The sequence below is a fragment of the Streptomyces malachitofuscus genome (genome assembly GCF_055571035.1).
In genome coordinates this window covers 124663-142292 of sequence record NZ_JBVIGA010000020.1, presented here as the reverse complement: position 1 = coordinate 142292, position 17630 = coordinate 124663, and the positions used below count along the sequence as shown (strand labels likewise).

General features: G+C 71.8%; 17 protein-coding genes. 12 read left to right on the top strand and 5 right to left on the bottom strand.

Features of this window, described 5'->3' with window-relative positions:
* Nucleotides 1-6: 6 nt before the first annotated feature.
* Nucleotides 7-1803, bottom strand: a complete 1797-nt coding sequence (locus ACZ44S_RS27180; protein WP_466933430.1) for an AMP-dependent synthetase/ligase — start codon at nucleotides 1801-1803, stop codon at nucleotides 7-9.
* 296 nt (nucleotides 1804-2099) lie between these two features.
* On the opposite strand from ACZ44S_RS27180, the gene ACZ44S_RS27175 reads away from it, so the two are divergent.
* The 6 genes from ACZ44S_RS27175 to ACZ44S_RS27150 all read left to right on the top strand — a co-directional run bounded on the left by ACZ44S_RS27175 (nucleotide 2100) and on the right by ACZ44S_RS27150 (nucleotide 7312).
* Nucleotides 2100-2897: a metallophosphoesterase family protein gene (locus ACZ44S_RS27175; RefSeq protein ID WP_466933428.1), complete on the top strand. Its 798-nt coding sequence runs from the start codon at nucleotides 2100-2102 to the stop codon at nucleotides 2895-2897.
* A 129-nt stretch (nucleotides 2898-3026) separates the two neighbouring features.
* On the top strand, nucleotides 3027-3467 hold the full coding sequence (locus ACZ44S_RS27170; RefSeq protein WP_466933426.1) for an SRPBCC family protein: 441 nt from the start codon (nucleotides 3027-3029) through the stop codon (nucleotides 3465-3467).
* Nucleotides 3468-3577: 110 nt separating this feature from the next.
* A complete protein-coding gene (locus ACZ44S_RS27165; protein WP_466933424.1) occupies nucleotides 3578-4729 on the top strand; it encodes an ArsA family ATPase in 1152 nt (383 codons plus the stop codon).
* Between the two features lie 58 nt (nucleotides 4730-4787).
* Complete coding sequence (locus tag ACZ44S_RS27160) at nucleotides 4788-5312, top strand: DUF5304 domain-containing protein (protein ID WP_466933422.1); 525 nt, start codon at nucleotides 4788-4790, stop codon at nucleotides 5310-5312.
* 124 nt (nucleotides 5313-5436) lie between these two features.
* Nucleotides 5437-6390: an ROK family glucokinase gene (locus ACZ44S_RS27155; RefSeq protein WP_466933420.1), complete on the top strand. Its 954-nt coding sequence runs from the start codon at nucleotides 5437-5439 to the stop codon at nucleotides 6388-6390.
* A gap of 163 nt (nucleotides 6391-6553) precedes the next feature.
* Complete coding sequence (locus tag ACZ44S_RS27150; RefSeq protein ID WP_466933418.1) at nucleotides 6554-7312, top strand: endonuclease/exonuclease/phosphatase family protein; 759 nt, start codon at nucleotides 6554-6556, stop codon at nucleotides 7310-7312.
* 10 nt (nucleotides 7313-7322) lie between these two features.
* Here ACZ44S_RS27150 and ACZ44S_RS27145 read toward each other — a convergent pair whose 3' ends face one another.
* Together ACZ44S_RS27145 and ACZ44S_RS27140 are read right to left on the bottom strand one after the other, a co-directional pair.
* Complete coding sequence (locus tag ACZ44S_RS27145; protein ID WP_466933416.1) at nucleotides 7323-7898, bottom strand: hypothetical protein; 576 nt, start codon at nucleotides 7896-7898, stop codon at nucleotides 7323-7325.
* Nucleotides 7891-8694: an alpha/beta hydrolase gene (locus tag ACZ44S_RS27140; protein ID WP_466933414.1), complete on the bottom strand. Its 804-nt coding sequence runs from the start codon at nucleotides 8692-8694 to the stop codon at nucleotides 7891-7893. Before ACZ44S_RS27140 ends, ACZ44S_RS27145 begins: the two co-directional genes overlap by 8 nt.
* Before the next feature lie 201 nt (nucleotides 8695-8895).
* Here ACZ44S_RS27140 and ACZ44S_RS27135 point away from each other — a divergent pair, with 201 nt between their 5' ends.
* The 5 genes from ACZ44S_RS27135 to ACZ44S_RS27115 all read left to right on the top strand — a co-directional run bounded on the left by ACZ44S_RS27135 (nucleotide 8896) and on the right by ACZ44S_RS27115 (nucleotide 14055).
* A complete protein-coding gene (locus tag ACZ44S_RS27135) occupies nucleotides 8896-9699 on the top strand; it encodes a lysophospholipid acyltransferase family protein (RefSeq protein WP_466933493.1) in 804 nt (267 codons plus the stop codon).
* Between the two features lie 31 nt (nucleotides 9700-9730).
* A complete protein-coding gene (gene macS, locus ACZ44S_RS27130; protein ID WP_466933413.1) occupies nucleotides 9731-10969 on the top strand; it encodes a MacS family sensor histidine kinase in 1239 nt (412 codons plus the stop codon).
* The gene (locus tag ACZ44S_RS27125; protein ID WP_466933410.1) at nucleotides 10966-11658 is read left to right on the top strand and encodes a response regulator; all 693 of its coding nucleotides are present in this window, start codon (nucleotides 10966-10968) and stop codon (nucleotides 11656-11658) included. Before macS ends, ACZ44S_RS27125 begins: the two co-directional genes overlap by 4 nt.
* 138 nt (nucleotides 11659-11796) lie before the next feature.
* Nucleotides 11797-12825, top strand: a complete 1029-nt coding sequence (locus ACZ44S_RS27120; RefSeq protein WP_466933490.1) for a 6-phosphofructokinase — start codon at nucleotides 11797-11799, stop codon at nucleotides 12823-12825.
* Between the two features lie 234 nt (nucleotides 12826-13059).
* Entirely contained in the window at nucleotides 13060-14055 is a 996-nt protein-coding gene (locus tag ACZ44S_RS27115; protein ID WP_466933408.1) for a 2-hydroxyacid dehydrogenase, read from the top strand.
* On the opposite strand, the gene ACZ44S_RS27110 is transcribed toward ACZ44S_RS27115, so the two are convergent.
* Together ACZ44S_RS27110 and ACZ44S_RS27105 are read right to left on the bottom strand one after the other, a co-directional pair.
* Complete coding sequence (locus tag ACZ44S_RS27110) at nucleotides 14007-15887, bottom strand: anthranilate synthase family protein (protein ID WP_466933406.1); 1881 nt, start codon at nucleotides 15885-15887, stop codon at nucleotides 14007-14009. The two genes, ACZ44S_RS27115 and ACZ44S_RS27110, sit on opposite strands and share 49 nt — an antisense overlap.
* A gap of 136 nt (nucleotides 15888-16023) precedes the next feature.
* Entirely contained in the window at nucleotides 16024-16080 is a 57-nt protein-coding gene (locus ACZ44S_RS27105) for a trp operon leader peptide (RefSeq protein ID WP_125510426.1), read from the bottom strand.
* A 96-nt stretch (nucleotides 16081-16176) separates the two neighbouring features.
* Between ACZ44S_RS27105 and ACZ44S_RS27100 the strand changes: the two genes are divergently transcribed.
* Nucleotides 16177-17529 carry a class II 3-deoxy-7-phosphoheptulonate synthase gene (locus ACZ44S_RS27100; protein ID WP_466933404.1) on the top strand — a complete coding sequence of 451 codons (1353 nt, stop codon included), beginning with the start codon at nucleotides 16177-16179 and terminating at the stop codon, nucleotides 17527-17529.
* The last annotated feature ends 101 nt before the right edge of the window (nucleotides 17530-17630 follow it).

Here is a 17630-nt window from a genome sequence, read left to right as displayed (position 1 = left end):
CGCGCCCTACTTCGCGTAAATCGCCTCGATCTCGTGCGCGTAATCCTTGGCGACAACATTCCGCTTCAGCTTCAGCGACGGAGTCAGATGCCCCGACTCCTCCGTGAACTGCGCCGGCAGAATCCGGAACTTCCGCACCGACTCCGCCTTCGACACCGCGGCGTTCCCGTCGTCGATCGCCGACTGGATCGCCGCGAGCAGGTCCGGGTCCTCGCTCAACGAGGCCGCCGTCGACCCGGCGGGCTTCCCGTGCTCCTCGGCCCACCGGACCAGGAACTCCTCGTCGATGGTGACCAGCGCGCCCACGAACGGCCGCCCGTCGCCCACCACCATGCACTCCGCCACCAGCGCGTGTGCGCGGATCCGGTCCTCGATGACCGCCGGGGCGACGTTCTTGCCGCCCGCCGTCACCAGTATTTCCTTCTTCCGGCCGGTGATCCGCAGATAGCCGTCCTCGTCCAGCGTGCCGATGTCCCCGGTGTGGAACCAGCCGTCGGCCAGCGCCTCGGCCGTGGCGCCCGGGTTGTTCCAGTACTCCTTGAACAGGTGCTCGCCGTGCAGCAGCACCTCACCGTCGTCCGCTATCCGGACGACGGAGCCGGGCAGCGGCTGGCCGACCGTGCCGATCTTCTGCCGGTCCCACGGGTTGAACGCGGTGGCCGCGCAGGACTCGGTCAGACCGTAGCCCTCCAGCACGCTGAAGCCGATGCCGCGGAAGAAGTGGCCCAGCCGCTCGCCCAGCGGGGCACCGCCCGAGATGGCGTACTCGCCGCGCCCGCCCAGCACCGCGCGCAGCTTGCCGTAGACGAGCCTGTCGAACACCTTGTGCTTGATCTTCAGGCCCACCGACGGCCCGGACGGCGTGTCCAGCGCCTGGCTGTAGGCGATCGCCGTGTCGGCCGCCTTGTCGAAGATCTTGCCCTTGCCGTCGGCCTGCGCCTTGGCCCGCGCCGAGTTGTAGACCTTTTCGAACACCCGGGGCACGCCGAGGATCAGCGTCGGGCGGAACGAGGCCAGTTCATCGGTGAGGTTCTTGATGTCGGGCACGCAGCCCAGCTTGATCGGCGCCATCATGGGCGCGATCTGCACCAGCCGCCCGAAGACGTGCGCGAGCGGGAGGAACAGCAGCACCGAGCACTCGCCGGTGCGGAACAGCGGACGCAGCCGCTCCACGATGTTGCCGCACTCCGCGAAGAAGCTGCGGTGGGTGAGCACACACCCCTTGGGACGGCCGGTGGTGCCGGAGGTGTAGACGATGGTCGCCGGGTCGTCCGCCTTCGCGACCGAGCTGCGCTCCTCGACCGTCTCGTTCGTGACGCCCTGTCCGAGCCGGCCCAGCTCCTCCAGGCCGCCGGCCTCGATCTGCCACAGGTTCTTCAGCGCGGGCAGCCGGTCGCGCACCGATTCCACGGTCGCCGCGTGGGCGTCGAGCTCCACGAAGCAGGCGGTGGCGCCGGAGTCGCCGAGGATCCACGCCACCTGCTCGGGCGAGCTGGTCTCGTACACGGGCACGGTGACCGCGCCGGCGCTCCAGATCGCGAAGTCCAGCAGCGTCCACTCGTAGCGGGTCCGGGACATCAGGCCCACCCGGTCGCCGGGCTGCACACCCGCGGCGATCATGCCCTTGGCGGCCGCCCGTACCTCCGCGAGGAAGGTGGTGGCCGTCACGTCCTGCCACGTCCCGCCGACCTTGCGGGCGATGACGGCCACATCGGGATGCTGCGCGGCGTTTCTGCGGACGATGTCGGTCAGATTGCCGTCCGCAGGGACCTCGTACAGGGCCGGAAGGCTGAACTCGCGCAAGACTGCTGCTCCTCTTAGGGCGCCGGCGCCACGACGTTGTGCGATGCGACGGTGCGGTCCAAGGCTCGGGCGGGTGCTCGCGAATTCACAAGTTGAAATCCCGAGCACGACTGGACTGCCCGGACGTTACCCGCCGGTATGGCTTCTACGACAGGGGGTCCCCGCCAGATGTTCGCTGCGTCACACAGGTTGGTGTTCCATTGCGCACAGTAGTCCACCCCTGAACCGACGAGCCAGTAACCGCAGGTCCGCCCGCCATTGTTCACGCCTGCCGCACACGCTTACCCTTGATCGCCATGGCAGCGACAGCAGGCGGCAACCGGCGGACCCGCGTTCACGTGGTCAGTGATGTGCACGGCAACGCCCGTGACCTCGCGCGGGCCGGCGAAGGCGCCGACGCCCTCGTCTGCCTGGGCGACCTGGTGCTCTTCCTCGACTACGCCGACCACTCGCGCGGCATCTTCCCCGACCTGTTCGGCACCGAGAACGCCGACCGCATCGTGGAGCTGCGCACCGCCCGCCGCTTCGAGGAGGCGCGCGAGTTCCAGCGCCGGCTCTGGGCCGGGATCGAGATGGACAGGGCCGCGGCGATCGAGAAAGCGGTGCGCAAGCAGTACGCCGAGCTGTTCGCCGCCTTTCCCACTCCTACGTACGCCACATACGGCAACGTCGACATCCCGCCCCTGTGGCCGGAGTACGCGGGCCCCGGCACCACCGTCCTCGACGGACAGCGGGTGGAGATCGGCGGCCGGACCTTCGGCTTCGTCGGCGGCGGCCTGCGCACACCCATGCGCACGCCGTACGAGATCGACGACGAGGAGTACGCGGCGAAGATCGAGGCCGTCGGCGAGGTCGACGTGCTGTGCAGCCACATCCCCCCGGAGGTGCCGGACCTCGTCTACGACACCGTCGCCCGCCGCTTCGAGCGCGGCAGCCGGGCCCTGCTGGAGGCGATCCGCCGCACCCGGCCCCGCTACTCCCTCTTCGGTCATGTCCACCAGCCGCTGGTGCGGCGCATGCGCATCGGCGCCACCGAATGCGTCAACGTGGGCCACTTCGCGAGCACCGGACGGCCCTGGGCGCTCGAATGGTGAGGCCGGAAGGGTGCGGACGCCCCAGGTCGGGTGAGTTCGGCCGGTCCGGCGCACGGTAGCCTTCCGCTGCACGCGCGTGTGCTGCGCGGCGACGACGACTACCGGCCCGCATCTGGAGGAGCCACGGCGATGGCGGAACACACCAGCTCGAGCATCACGATCGAGGCGGCACCGGCCGACGTCATGGGGGTGATCGCGGACTTCGCCCGCTATCCCGACTGGACGGGCGAGGTGAAGGAGGCGGAGGTCCTCGAGACCGACGCGGAGGGCCGCGCCGAGCAGGTGCGTCTCGTCATGGACGCGGGCGCGATCAAGGACGACCAGGTCCTGGCGTACACCTGGACCGGCGGACACGAGGTCTCCTGGACCCTGGTGAAGTCCCAGATGCTCCGCTCCCTCGACGGCTCCTACGTCCTCACCTCGACCGCCCCGGGCACGACGGAGGTCACCTACCGCCTCACCGTCGACGTCAAGATCCCCATGCTCGGCATGATCAAGCGCAAGGCGGAAAAGGTCATCATCGACCGAGCCCTGGCCGGCCTGAAGAAGCGCGTGGAGTCGGAAAGGTAGCCCTTGGGGCGGGCAGTCGTGCCGCAGGGCGGCACGGGTGGGCGCACCGGCACCCCGCAGGCGCCGGGCTGCGCACCACCCCCGCCCAGCGTCCACTACCGTTCACCCCCATGCGCACCCTCCTGATCACGGGCCCCGGTGGCGGCGGCCGCACCACAACCGCCGCCGCCACCGCGCTGACCGCAGCCTGCGAGGGCACCCGCACCCTGCTCCTCGGCACCGACCGCACGGACACCGTCCGTCCCCTGCTGGGCACCGACCTCCCACCCCACCTCACCGTCCGCCACGTCGACCCCGCCCCCGCCTTCCGCGCCGACCTCGCCGCCCTCCAGACCCGAGCCGCCCCCGCCCTGGACCTCCTCGGCGCCGCCCGCCTCGAACCCGACGAGATCAGCCCTCTCCCCGGCGCCGAGGAACTCGCCGTCCTCCGCGCCCTGCGCGACGCCACCCTGGCCGACGAGCCCCACGACCTCGTCGTCGTGGACCTCCCGCCGGCCCCCCGCGCCCTCTCCCTCCTCGCCCTTCCCGAGGAACTCCGCCGCCACCTGCGCCGCCTCCTCCCACCCGAGCGCCAAGCGGCCCGCGCCCTGCGCCCCGTGCTCGGCCGCCTCGCCGGCGTCCCGCTGCCCGCCGACTGGCTGTACGCGACGGCAGCCCGCCTGGACCTGCAGCTCGCCGCCGTCGAGGCCGTGCTCGCCGACCGCGGCACCGTCGTACGCCTGGTCGCCGAACCCGGCCCCGCCGGCGCCGAGGCCGTCCGCACCGCGACCCTCGGACTGGCCCTGCGCGGACTGCGCACCGACAGGCTCCTCGCAAACCGCGTCCTCCCGGAGAGCGACGGCGACAGCTGGCTCGCCGCCCCCGTCGCCCAGCAGCGCAAGACGCTGGAGGAGTGGCGCGAGTCCTACGACGTCCACCCGGTCCCCCACCTCGGCCGCGACCCGCGCGGCACGGACGACCTCGCCGCGCTCGCGGTACCGGGCGTTCCGACGGCGGCCGGCACGGTGGACTGGCCGGTCACCGACCACCTCGCCGAGGAGGGCGTCCTCGTCTGGCACCTCCCCCTCCCCGGCGCCCGCCGCGACGAACTCGACCTCATACGGCGCGGCGACGACATCGTCGTCACCGTCGGCCCGTTCCGCCGCACGGTCCCCCTGCCGTCCGCCCTGCGCCGCTGCAGCGTCGACGGCGCGGCCCTGCGCGAGGGCGAGCTGCGCATCCGGTTCCGGCCGGATCCCGCGCTGTGGCCCCGTACCCGCTGAAGCGACCAGGCCCGTTCGGGTAACGTCGATGGGGCCACCGCTGTCGAAGGAGTCCGTCATGAGCGAACAGCTCCCCCCGCCCGAAGACGCCGGGGACGAGATCGTCGACAAGCCGGTGGACGACGTACAGGCGGCCACCCCCGAAACCCACGCCGACGCCTGGGCGACCGCCGCCGCCGAGGACCTGGAGGCGGAGAGGGCCCGTCGCCGCGCCCAGCACGGCCCGCCCGCCGGTTCCGCCGCCGAGGAACTGAAGAAGCTGGTCGACGCGGTCGCCGACAAGCTCTCCGGCCTGCAGTCGCCGCTCTTCGGCGCCGTCGCCGGGCCCGCCGCGCAGCAGGTGGTGCGGCAGGTCGTCCAGCAGGCCAAGGCCGCCGTCGAACCCGTCATCGAACGCAACCCCGACGTCTTCGACCACCTGGCCGCCGCCGGCAACGAACTCCTCGCCGCCTACCGCTCCGCCGTGCAGGACCAGGAGCGCCGCTGGACCTCCCGCGACACCGATCCGCGCGACCTGGACGAGCGCCGGGACCGCGGCGACGACCCCGGTACCGCCCCCGGCGAGCACATCGACCTCGACTGACCGCACGGTCCCCGGCGGGGCCCATGATCCCCGCCGGGCCGCCCACCGTGCGGACACCGGGCTTCCCGGCCCGGCGGCTCGGGTACCGTTGGCGGTAGCGGGGCTCGACCGAACTGAGGGATTCATGGGACTCACCATCGGCGTCGATATCGGCGGCACCAAGATCGCGGCCGGAGTGGTCGACGAGGACGGCAACATCCTCTCGACCCACAAGGTGCCGACCCCGGGCACGCCCGAGGGGATCGTGGACGCCATCGCCTCCGCGGTGGAAGGAGCACGCGCCGGACACGACATCGTCGGCGTGGGCATCGGCGCGGCCGGATACGTCAACCGCCAGCGCTCCGAGGTCTACTTCGCCCCCAACATCCACTGGCGCAACGAGCCGCTCAAGGAAAAGGTCGAGGCCCGCGTGGGTCTCCCGGTGGTCGTGGAGAACGACGCCAACGCCGCAGCCTGGGGCGAGTACAAGTTCGGCGCCGGCAAGGGCCACCGCAACGTCATCTGCATCACGCTCGGCACCGGCCTCGGCGGCGGCGTGATCATCGGCAACAAGCTGCGCCGGGGCCACTTCGGTGTGGCCGCCGAGTTCGGCCACATCCGCATGGTGCCGGACGGCCTGCTGTGCGGCTGCGGCTCGCAGGGCTGCTGGGAGCAGTACGCCTCCGGCCGCGCCCTCGTCCGCTACGCCAAGCAGCGCGCCAACGCCACCCCCGAGAACGCCGAGACACTGCTGTCCCTCGGCAACGGCACCCCGGAGGGCATCGAGGGCAAGCACGTCTCCATGGCCGCCCGCCAGGGCGACCGGGTGGCCGTCGACTCCTACCGCGAGCTGGCCCGCTGGGTCGGCGCCGGCCTCGCCGACCTGGCCTCCCTCTTCGACCCCTCCGCCTTCATCGTCGGCGGCGGCCTCTCCGACGAGGGCGAACTGGTCCTCGGCCCGATCCGCAAGTCCTACAAGCGCTGGCTGGTCGGCGGCAACTGGCGCCCGGTCGCCGACGTCCTCGGCGCCCAGCTCGGCAACAAGGCGGGTCTGGTGGGCGCAGCGGACCTGGCCCGCGAACCGGACCCCATCATGTGACCCCACCCGTCACACGCACGGAAGCGCCCGCCCGATCCCCCGAGGGACGGCGGGCGCAGCCATTTCACGGGCGGCTTCGGGGGACCGGCATCCCGGCAACGTGCCCCGGCCCGTGGAGCGCGGAGCCGTGTTCCACCGGGTGGGGCGGCGTATCTTGATCCGTATGGCGACGACTCCGCTGCTGCCCGACTCCCGGACCGAGTCCGATGGTTCGGCCGTGATCCGGGTGCTGAGCTACAACATCCGTTCGATGCGGGACGACACCGGTGCGCTCGCCCGGGTGATCACCGCCTGTGCGCCCGATCTGGTCCTGCTGCAGGAGGCGCCGCGGTTCTTCCGGTGGCGGAAGAAGCTCGCGGCGCTGGCGTCCGAGTCCGGGCTGGTGATCCTCTCCGGGGGTGCCACCGCCGCAGGGCCCGCGATCCTGTGCTCGCTGCGGGCGACCGTCGAGCGGACCGAGGACGTGCTGCTGCCGCTCACCCCGGGGCAGCACCGGCGTGGGTTCGCCACCGCCGTCGTACGGTTCGGCGGGGCGCGGGTCGGGGTGCTGAGCTGTCATCTGTCGCTGCGGAAGGACGAGCGGTACGAGCAGGGCGGCATGCTGCTCGACCGGCTCGCGGGGATGGACGTCGAGCACGCCGTCGCCGGGGGCGACCTCAACGAGCGGCCGGGCGGGCGTACCTTCCGGCGGCTGGCGGAGTCGCTGACCGACTGCTGGGCCGCGGCGCCCTGGGGCGGCGAGCACACCTGGACCCGGGACGAACCGCACCGGCGGATCGACGCCCTCTTCGTCACCAAGGGCGTCGAGGTGCTGGGGTGCGGGGTGCCGCTGGAGCAGCCCGGGGTGAGTGAGCGCGATCTGGCGGCGGCCACTGATCATCTGCCGGTTCTGGCCGCTCTCCGGGTGCCGGCCGCCGCATAGCCGCCCGCGGTCAGACCACCGCGCCCCGGCCCGGGTCGTCGTCGTCCTCGTCGTCCGTGCGCATGCGCATCACCAGCGTGGCGAAGCCGCCCAGGAAGCCGCCGATGCACACGGTGGTCAGCCACCAGGTCATCTCCCAGCCGAGCAGGATCGCCACCAGGAGCAACACCGGGCCGCCGAGCACACCGAGCCAGGCGAACTTCGACGTGACGTCCGTCTCGGGCAGCGGCGGCGGCTCCGGCGGTACGAAGTGGCCCTCGTCCGTCTCGTCGAGGTCGTCGTCCGACGGCTCGGCCACGCTGTAGTCGCGCGGGCCGCCGACCCCGGGGGCGAAGGAGACGGAGCCGCCGAGCGGCTTGGCGGGCTTGTCCTCGGCCTTCCGGGGCGCCTCGGACTCCACCTCGTCGTTGTTCTCGGACTCCAGCAGCGCCAGGTCCTCGATCGACTTGAACGGCTTGGCGCCCGGCGGGTCCGGCGGCTCGTCGCCGTACCCGGCGACGATCGCCTCCCAGGCGGCGGCCTCGTCGAGGGGGACGCCCTTCTCCTCCGGCTCGCGGCCTTCTCGGTCCGAGTCGTGCTCAGCCACCTGTGGTCGTCCCTTCCTTGCCGAGACCGGGCCCCTGCTCCTTGACGGCGCCGGGCGCCAGTCGGCCGATGAACGCGGTGCTCTCCTCGAAGATCCGCTCCGCGTCATGGTCCAACGTCGCCACGTGGTAGCTCTGTTCCAGCAGGATCTCCGTGACGTCCGTCGACGACACCCGGCCGAGGATGCGCGCCGAGTCCGCGGGGGGTACCACATGGTCCTGCGGGCTGCGCATCAGCAGCAGCGGCTGCGTGACCTGGGGCAGCTCGCCGTCGACGAGACGGAAGAAGTTCCGCAGCGAGTGCGCCGCGTGCAGCGGCACCCGGTCGTAGCCGAGCTCCCTGCTCTGCGGCTTGGCGATGTCGCTCGCGATGCCCTTCGTGGCCGGGACGAGATGCCGGAGCACGGGCAGGGCGTGCGCGGCCACGCCGTGCACCTTGTTCGCAGGGTTGACGACCATCACCCCGCTCACCGCGTCCCCGTGCCGCGCGGCCAGCCGCAGCGCCAGCGCGCCGCCCATCGACAGCCCGGCCACGAAGACCCGCGCGCTGCGGTCCCGCAGCAGCCGCAGCTCGCGGTCCACCTCCGCGTACCAGTCCTCCCAGCCGGTGACCCCGAGGTCCTGCCAGCGGGTGCCGTGCCCGGGCAGCAACGGCAGCGAGACGGTCAGGCCGCGCTCGGCGAGGTGCTCCGCCCAGGGGCGCAGCGACTGCGGCGAACCGGTGAAGCCGTGGCAGAGGAGAACGGCGGTCTCCCCGCCCTCGTGGCGGTACGGCTCGGCTCCGGTCAGGAGCGGCACCTTCGGCCTCCTGTTCGTATGAGGACGCGCTTGCAGGCTCGTATGGGCTCTTCAGGGAGAGCACAGGCGGCACACGGATTGCAGGACCTTCACCGTACGCGACCGCACTGACACCGACCAGGGCCGTCGGGTCCTTTCACGGTCCTCCGGGATATGGTCTGACCAACACGCACAGGAGGCACTCGGTTGTTGTACGGCACGATGAAGGTCGCCATCGGAGGGCCGCTGAAGCTCGCCTTCAGGCCCTGGGTGGAGGGCCTGGAGAACATCCCCGCCGAGGGCCCGGCCATCCTGGCCAGCAATCACCTGTCGTTCTCGGACTCCTTCTTCCTGCCGGCCGTGCTGGACCGCAAGGTCACCTTCATCGCCAAGGCCGAGTACTTCACCACGCCGGGCGTGAAGGGCCGGATGACGGCCGCCTTCTTCAAAGGCGTGGGCCAGCTCCCGGTGGACCGCTCCGGTGCGCGAGGCGCCGGTGAGGCCGCGATCAAGAGCGGCATAGAGGTGCTGGAGCGCGGCGAGCTGTTCGGGATCTACCCGGAGGGCACCCGCTCGCCCGACGGCCGCCTCTACCGCGGCAAGCCGGGCGGCCTCGCGCGCGTGGCGCTGGCCACCGGGGCGCCGGTGATCCCGGTCGCCATGATCGACACGGAGAAGATCCAGCCGCCCGGGCAGGTCATGCCGAAGCTGATGCGGCCCGGCATCCGGATCGGCAGGCCGCTGGACTTCAGCCGTTACCAGGGCATGGAGCACGACCGCTTCGTCCTCCGCGCGGTGACCGACGAGGTCATGTACGAGATCATGAAGCTCTCCGGCCAGGAGTACGTCGACATGTACGCCACCGCAATGAAGCGGCAGCTGGCGGAGGCGGCCAAGGCGGAGAAGGAAGCGGAGAAGGCGGCGAAGGCCGCCCTCGCCCGCACGGAGAAGGAACAGGCCGAGAAGCTGAGGGCCGCGATGGAGCAGGCCGACCGGGAGCGGACCGAGAGACAGTCCGGCCCCTAGCAGAGTCTCGGGGCGGGAGTTTGGGGGGACCATGGCCAAGCGCGAGAGAGTCATGCGCATGTCGGTCGAGCAGCCGCTGTGGCGCGCGCTCGCCGGTTACCGGGTCCTCACCATGATGTACGCGGTCGGCCTGTTCGTCGCCGCGTACGACGAGTTCGCCCGCCCCTGGCTCGCCGCCGGGTTCTTCGCGGTCCTGGTGGTGTGGACCCTGGCCACCCTGCCCAAGGTCGCGAGCGCCGCCGCCTGCACCAAGGGCTTCCTGACCGCCGACCTGACCATCGCCCTCACCGGCATCCTGCTCACCCCCGTCGCCGACGCCGCCGAACGCGTTCACTCGGGCGGCCCGACCCTGCCCTCCATCTGGACCGCCGGATCGGTGCTCGCCTTCGCCATCAAGGGCGGCTGGCGCTGGGCAGCCGTCGCGTCCACCCTCGTCGCCGTCGCCAACCTGATCGAGCGCGGCAGCCCCGCCCGCGACACCGTGCACAACGTGATCCTGGTCTGGGTCGCCTCCATCGCCATCGGCTACGTCGTCGAGGTGGCCCGGGCCTCCGAGCGCACCCTCGCCCGCGCCCTGGAGATCGAGGCCGCCACCCGGGAGCGGGAACGCCTCGCGCGGGACATCCACGACAGCGTCCTCCAGGTGCTGGCCATGGTGCAGCGGCGCGGTGCCGTGATCGGCGGCGAGGCCGCGGAACTCGGGCGGCTGGCCGGCGAGCAGGAGGTGGCGCTGCGCACCCTGGTCTCCGGCGGCCTCGTACCGGTCTCCCGGGTCTCGGAGGACGCCGCGCAGGGCGCCGTCGTACGCATCGTGGACGAGGGCGGTACGGAGGAGGACGGGCCCGTGGACCTGCGCGCCCTGCTCGCCCCCCACGCCGGGGCCCTGGTCAGCCTCGCCGAGCCGGGAGCGCCGGTCCTGCTGGCACCGGCCGCCGCGCGGGAGGTCGCCGCCGCCGTCGGAGCCGCCCTGGACAATGTCCGCCAGCACGCGGGCGGGCAGGCCCGCGCGTGGATCCTGGTCGAGGACGAACCGGACGAGGTGATCGTCACCGTCCGCGACGACGGACCCGGCATCCCCGAGGGACGGCTCGCCCAGGCCGAGGGGGAGGGCCGGCTCGGCGTGGCCCTGTCCATCCGGGGCCGGCTGCGCGACCTCGGCGGCAGCGCGGAACTGGTCTCGGTACCGGGCCAGGGCACGGAGGTCGAGCTGAAGGTGCCCAAGGAGACGCAGAACGTGAACGACCCGCGGGGGAAGGCGGAACAGCGATGACGGACACCACCGGGAAGCACGGGGACCCGATCAAGGTGATGGTGGTCGACGACCACCCCATGTGGCGCGACGCCGTCGCCCGCGACCTGTCCGAGTCGGGCTTCGAGGTCGTCGCCACCGCCGGCGACGGGGAGCAGGCGGTGCGCCGCGCCAAGGCCGCCGCGCCGGACGTCCTCGTCCTCGACCTGAACCTGCCCGGCAAGCCCGGCGTCCAGGTCTGCAAGGAGGTCGTCGCCGCGAACGGCGCCGTCCGCGTGCTCGTCCTGTCGGCCAGCGGAGAGCACGCCGACGTGCTGGAGGCCGTGAAGTCCGGCGCCACCGGCTACCTGCTGAAGTCCGCGTCCACCGAGGAACTGCGGGACGCCGTACGCCGTACCGCCGTCGGTGACCCGGTGTTCACCCCCGGCCTCGCCGGACTGGTCCTCGGCGAGTACCGGCGCCTCGCCTCCGAACCGGCCGGTGCCGCGCCCGCCGACGGCGAACCGGGGACGCCCCGGCTCACCGACCGCGAGACCGAGGTGCTGCGCCTGGTCGCCAAGGGGCTGAGCTACAAGCAGATCGCCGAACGGCTCGTCATCTCCCACCGCACCGTGCAGAACCACGTCCAGAACACCCTCGGCAAGCTGCAGCTGCACAACCGCGTGGAGCTCGTCCGCTACGCCATAGAGCGCGGCCTGGACGACGCGTAGCCCCGAGGCCCGACCCAACATCCTCCGCCCGTACAGGAATTGACCGCGCCGACCATGTCGATGTGACCCGGATCACCCTTACCGTGCCAGGTGGGAACGAACGGCATGTCGGCAACCATGGCGAAGGGACTCTTCCACATGCGGGTCGGAGTACTGACCGGAGGCGGCGACTGCCCCGGGCTCAACGCCGTCATCCGGGCCATCGTCCGCAAGGGCGTCCAGGAGTACGGCTACGACTTCACCGGATTCCGGGACGGCTGGCGCGGCCTCCTCGACGGGCACACCGTCCCCCTCGACATCCCCGCCGTGCGCGGCATCCTGCCCCGCGGCGGCACGATCCTCGGCTCCTCCCGGACCAATCCGCTGAACGAGGAGGACGGCATCCGGCGGATCAAGGACAACCTCGCCGCACTCGGTGTGGACGCCCTCATCACCATCGGCGGCGAGGACACCCTCGGCGTCGCCACCCACCTCCACGACGCGTACGGCATTCCGTGCGTGGGCGTGCCCAAGACCATCGACAACGACCTCTCCGCCACCGACTACACCTTCGGCTTCGACACCGCCGTCGGTATCGCCACCGAGGCCATCGACCGGCTGCACACCACCGCGGAGTCGCACATGCGGGTCCTGGTGGTGGATGTGATGGGGCGTCACGCGGGCTGGATCGCCCTCCACTCGGGACTGGCCGGCGGTGCCAACGTCATCCTCATCCCCGAGCACCCCTTCGACGTCGACGAGGTGTGCGCCTGGGTGACGTCCCGGTTCCGCGCCTCGTACGCGCCGATCGTGGTCGTCGCCGAGGGGGCCGTGCCGAGGGACGGCGACATGGTGCTCAAGGACCAGTCGCTGGACTCCTTCGGACACGTCCGGCTCTCCGGGGTCGGCGAATGGCTCGCCAAGCAGATCGAGAAACGCACCGGCAACGAGGCCCGCACCACCGTGCTCGGGCACGTCCAGCGGGGCGGCACGCCCAGCGCCTTCGACCGCTGGCTGGCCACCCGCTTCGGGCTGCACGCCGTCGACTGCGTCCGCGACGGGGACTTCGGCAGGATGGTCGCGCTGAGCGGCACGGACATCGTGCGGGTGCCGATCGCGGCGGCCACGGCCCAGCTGAAGACGGTGAAACCGGACCTCTACGCAGAGGTGGGTGTCTTCTTCGGCTGACTCCCACGTTGACCGACTCGGTGCTGGGCGGGGGTGTTCGCGCAGCCCGGCGCCGACGGGGCGCCGTCGCGCCCACCCGTGCCTCCCCCAGGCCCTTGAGGCACTGGGGGAGGCACGGGTGCCCGCGGGAGCGGCGGCCCCGGACACTGCCCCGTTCGGCCCAGGCACCCCCACCAAGTCCCCCGTATATTCGCCGGTAAGGCAGCAAACCCGGCACAACCCCGGAGGGACCCCGTGGAGATCCTCGCGTTCGGCGTACAAGCAGACGAGAGGCCCCTGGTGCAGCGAGCCTTCGAGGGCCACCACCACGTGCACGCCGTGGACGTCTTCCTCAACACGGACACCGCCCCCATCGCCGCCGGCCACGAGATCGTCTCCACCAGCGTCAACTGCGACCTCGGCGCCGAGGTGCTCTCCGATCTCGCGGCCGGCGGCACCCGGATGGTCGCCCAACGCTCCACCGGTTTCAACAACATCGACCTGGAGGTCGCCGAGCGGCTCGGCCTGACGATCGCCCGGGTCTCGTACTACTCGCCCCACTCGGTCGCCGAGTTCGCCTGGACCCTCGCGATGGCGGTCAACCGCCGCGTCGTCCGCGCCGCCATCCGCACCCGCGACTTCGACTTCCGGCTCGACGGACTGATGGGCCGCGACATGCACGGCCGCACCGTGGGCATCCTCGGCACCGGCAAGATCGGCGAGGCGTTCGCCCGGATCGCCCACGGCTTCGGCATGCGCCTCCTGGGCTGGGACGTCGCCGAGAACCCCGCCTGCCGGGACCTCGGCATGACCTACGTCCCCAAGGACCAGCTCCTCGCCGAGTCCGACCTGGTCAGTCTGCACGTCCCGCTGCTGCCCGCCACCCAGCACCTCATCGACGCCGCCGCCCTGAAGACCATGCGGGACGACGCGATCCTGGTGAACTCCAGCCGGGGCGGTCTCATCGACACCGCGGCCCTCGTCGCCGAACTGCGCGAGGGCCGCTTCACGGGCGTCGGCCTGGACGTGTACGAGGCGGAGGCGGGCCTGTTCTTCCTCGACAAGTCGCTGGAGGCCGTCGACGACGACACCCTGGCCCGCCTGGTCACCTTCCCGAACGTCCTCGTGACCTCCCACCAGGCGTACTACACCGAGGACGCCGTCGGGCAGATCGTCGAGACGACGGTGAGCAACGTCCTCGACTACACCGCCGGCCGCCGCTCCGAGAACGTGCTGGTGCCGCGCAGCTGACCCATCAGCTCCCGCACGACCGCCGCGCCGTTCAGGGTCAGCACCGACTCGGGATGGAACTGCAGCGACGCGAACCCCGCGCCCCGCAGCGCGTGCACCTCGCCGTTGGCGGCGCGGCTCACCTCGACGCCGTGTGCGGCCAGTTCCCGCGCGGCGTCCTCGCCGCAGTGCGCCACGAAGCTGTTGTAGAAGCCGACCGTCTCCGGCCGCCCGAACAGATCGACCTCCGTCTGCGCCCCCTGGTACGGCACCTCCTTGCGTACGATCTCCAGGCCCAGCTCGGCCGCGATCAGCTCGTGGCCGAGGCAGACGCCGAGGACGCCGTGCCGGTTGCCGCCGACGACCTCGGCGGTCAGCGCGCGCAGGAACCGCATCTTCGGGTCGGCCGTGTCGGAGGGGTCGCCCGGCCCGGGACCCAGCACCAGCGGCCCCTCGTGTGCGAGCACCGTCTCCCGCAGGCCCGGCTCGTCGTACCGGCGCACGGTCACCTCCAGACCGGCGGCGCGCAGCACGTGGGCGAGCATCGCGGTGAAGGTGTCCTCCCCGTCGACGACCAGCGCATGACCGGTCAGCGTGTCGGACCGCTCCTGCATCCGCAGCCAGAACGGGGCCAGCGAGGCCCGGCGCCCGTCCAGCGCCGCCCGCACCCGCGGGTCGTCGGCGAGCCCCGGCCGTACGGACTCCGCGCGCGGCCGTCCCGGGCGCACGCCCAGCGCGGCCAGCACCCCGGCCGCCTTGGCGTGGGTCTCCGCCACCTCGCCCGCCGGGTCGGAGCCGCGCACCAGCGTGGCCCCGACCGGCACCCGCAGCCGCCCGTCCGCGTCGATGTCGGCGGTGCGGATCAGGATGGGGGAGTCCAGGGTCTGGGCGCCGCCCTCGTCGCGGCCGATGAGGGCGAGCGCGCCCGCGTAGTAGCGCCGTCCGCCGGTCTCGTGCCGCTCGATCACCCGGCAGGCGTTCTGCACCGGCGACCCGGTGACGGTCGCCGCGAACATCGTCTCGCGCAGCACCTCGCGCACATCCAGCGAGCTCCGGCCGCGCAGTTCGTACTCGGTGTGCGCGAGGTGCGCCATCTCCTTGAGGCGGGGGCCGATCACGACCCCGCCCATGTCGCCGACGGTGCACATCATCTTGAGCTCCTCGTCGACGACCATCGACAGCTCCTCGATCTCCTTGCCGTCGGCGAGGAAGTCCAGCAGGTGCTCGGGGGTCGGCCCCTCGGCCGGATAGCGGTACGTCCCGCTGATCGGGTTCATCACGACCGTCCCGCCGGACGCCCTCACGTGCACCTCGGGGCTGGCCCCGACCAGGGTCCGCTCCCCGGTGTGCACGACGAACGTCCAGTACGCGCCCCGCTCGCCTTCCAGGAGCCGCCGGAACAGCGCCAGCGCGTCGGCCCGCCCGAACCCGGGGATCTCGCCCTCGTAGGTCCGCCGGATCACGAAGTTGGCGCCCTCGCCCCGGCCGATCTCCTCGTCGAGGACCCGCCCGACGATCCGCGCGTACTCCTCGTCGCCGACGTCGAAGCCGCCGCCCTCGACGCGGACGTCGTGGGCGGGGAGCCGGTCGAGGGCCTCGGCGAGCGGGATCTCGTGGCGCTCCTCGGGCGTCAGCACCAGCAGCGGGGTGCCGTCGTCACGGACGTCGAAGCCGCGCTCGCGGATCTGCCGGAAGGGGACGAGCGCCAGCCCCTCGTCGGGCAGGTCGGCCAGGCGCTCCCGGTCGGTGACCGGTCCGATCAGCAGCTCGACCACCTCGTGGTCGTGCCCCGGGGTGCGGCGGCGCAGCAGGGCGAAGGGGCGGTCGTCGTGGGGAAGCTGTGCCAGGTCCATGGGGGGCGTTCCTCGTTTCGTCTCGGTCATGAGCGGGCGGTCGGAGCGGGCTGTCACGACCGTCGGAGGAACGACCCCGGGAAACACCGAAGGCCGCCCCTCGGGCGGCCTTCGCGAAGTCTGTGCGTACGCGCAGTCAGTGGGCCGCCGGGAGAGCGGTCCACCACCAGGTGCGGGTCGAGTGCGCGAACATGGCCCCGACACTAGCGCATCTCGGACCGATGCGGCCCTTGTCTCATTTGTTGAGCGCCGGGATGGACGACCGATCCGACCCCGTAATGTGGGTTCCGTGACCGTGAACGCTAAGACCAGCGCGAGCGCTGGCAACACCTGGCGAAACCTGCCCGCGGCGCAGCAGCCCGAGTACCCCGACGCCGAGGCTCTGCGCGCAGTGATCGCGGACCTCGAGTCGTATCCGCCGCTCGTCTTCGCGGGCGAGTGCGACCAGCTGCGCGCCCGGATGGCGGCCGTCGCCAAGGGAGAGGCGTTCCTCCTCCAGGGCGGCGACTGCGCCGAGGCCTTCGACGCGGTGTCCGCCGACCACATCCGCAACAAGCTGAAGACGCTGCTCCAGATGGGCGCCGTGCTCACGTACGCCGCCTCCGTGCCCGTGGTGAAGGTGGGCCGGATCGCCGGGCAGTACTCCAAGCCGCGCTCCAAGCCCACCGAGACCCGCGACGGCGTGACGCTGCCCACCTACCGGGGCGACTCCGTCAACGGGTTCGACTTCACCGAGGAGGCCCGGGTCCCGGACCCCGAGCGGCTGAAGCGCATGTACCACGCGTCGGCGTCCACGCTGAACCTGGTGCGCGCCTTCACCACCGGCGGGTACGCCGACCTGCGCCAGGTGCACGCCTGGAACCAGGACTTCGTGAAGTCGTCCCCGTCCGGCCAGCGCTACGAGCAGCTGGCCCGGGAGATCGACCAGGCGCTGAACTTCATGCAGGCCTGCGGCGCGGAGCCGGAGGAGTTCAAGACCGTCGAGTTCTTCTCCTCGCACGAGGCGCTGCTGCTCGACTACGAGTCCGCGCTCACCCGCGTCGACTCGCGCACCGGACATCTGTACGACGTCTCCGGGCACATGGTGTGGATCGGTGAGCGCACCCGGCAGCTGGACCACGCGCACATCGAGTTCGCGTCCCGGATCCGCAACCCGATCGGCATCAAGCTCGGCCCGAGCACGACGGCCGAGGAGGCGCTGCAGTACATCGAGCGCCTCGACCCCGAGCGTGAGCCCGGCCGGCTGACCTTCATCGTCCGGATGGGCGCGGACAAGATCCGTGACAAGCTCCCCGAGCTGGTCGAGAAGGTCACCGCGTCCGGTGCCGCCGTGGCCTGGGTGACCGACCCGATGCACGGCAACACCTTCGAGGCGGCCTCCGGCCACAAGACCCGCCGCTTCGACGACGTGCTCGACGAGGTGAAGGGCTTCTTCGAGGTCCACAAGGAGCTCGGCACCCACCCGGGCGGCATCCATGTGGAGCTCACGGGCGACGACGTCACCGAGTGCGTCGGCGGCGGCGACGAGATCTTCGTCGACGATCTGCACCAGCGCTACGAGACGGCCTGCGACCCGCGGCTCAACCGCAGCCAGTCGCTGGACCTCGCGTTCCTCGTCGCGGAGATGTACCGCGACCAGTAGCGGAACCGGCCGGTGGCACGGCGGACGGGGTGGGGCGTGTATCACACAGGATGCCGCCCCACCCCCCTTTTTTGTGTCTTCGGGTGCCGGGTAAGGTTAGG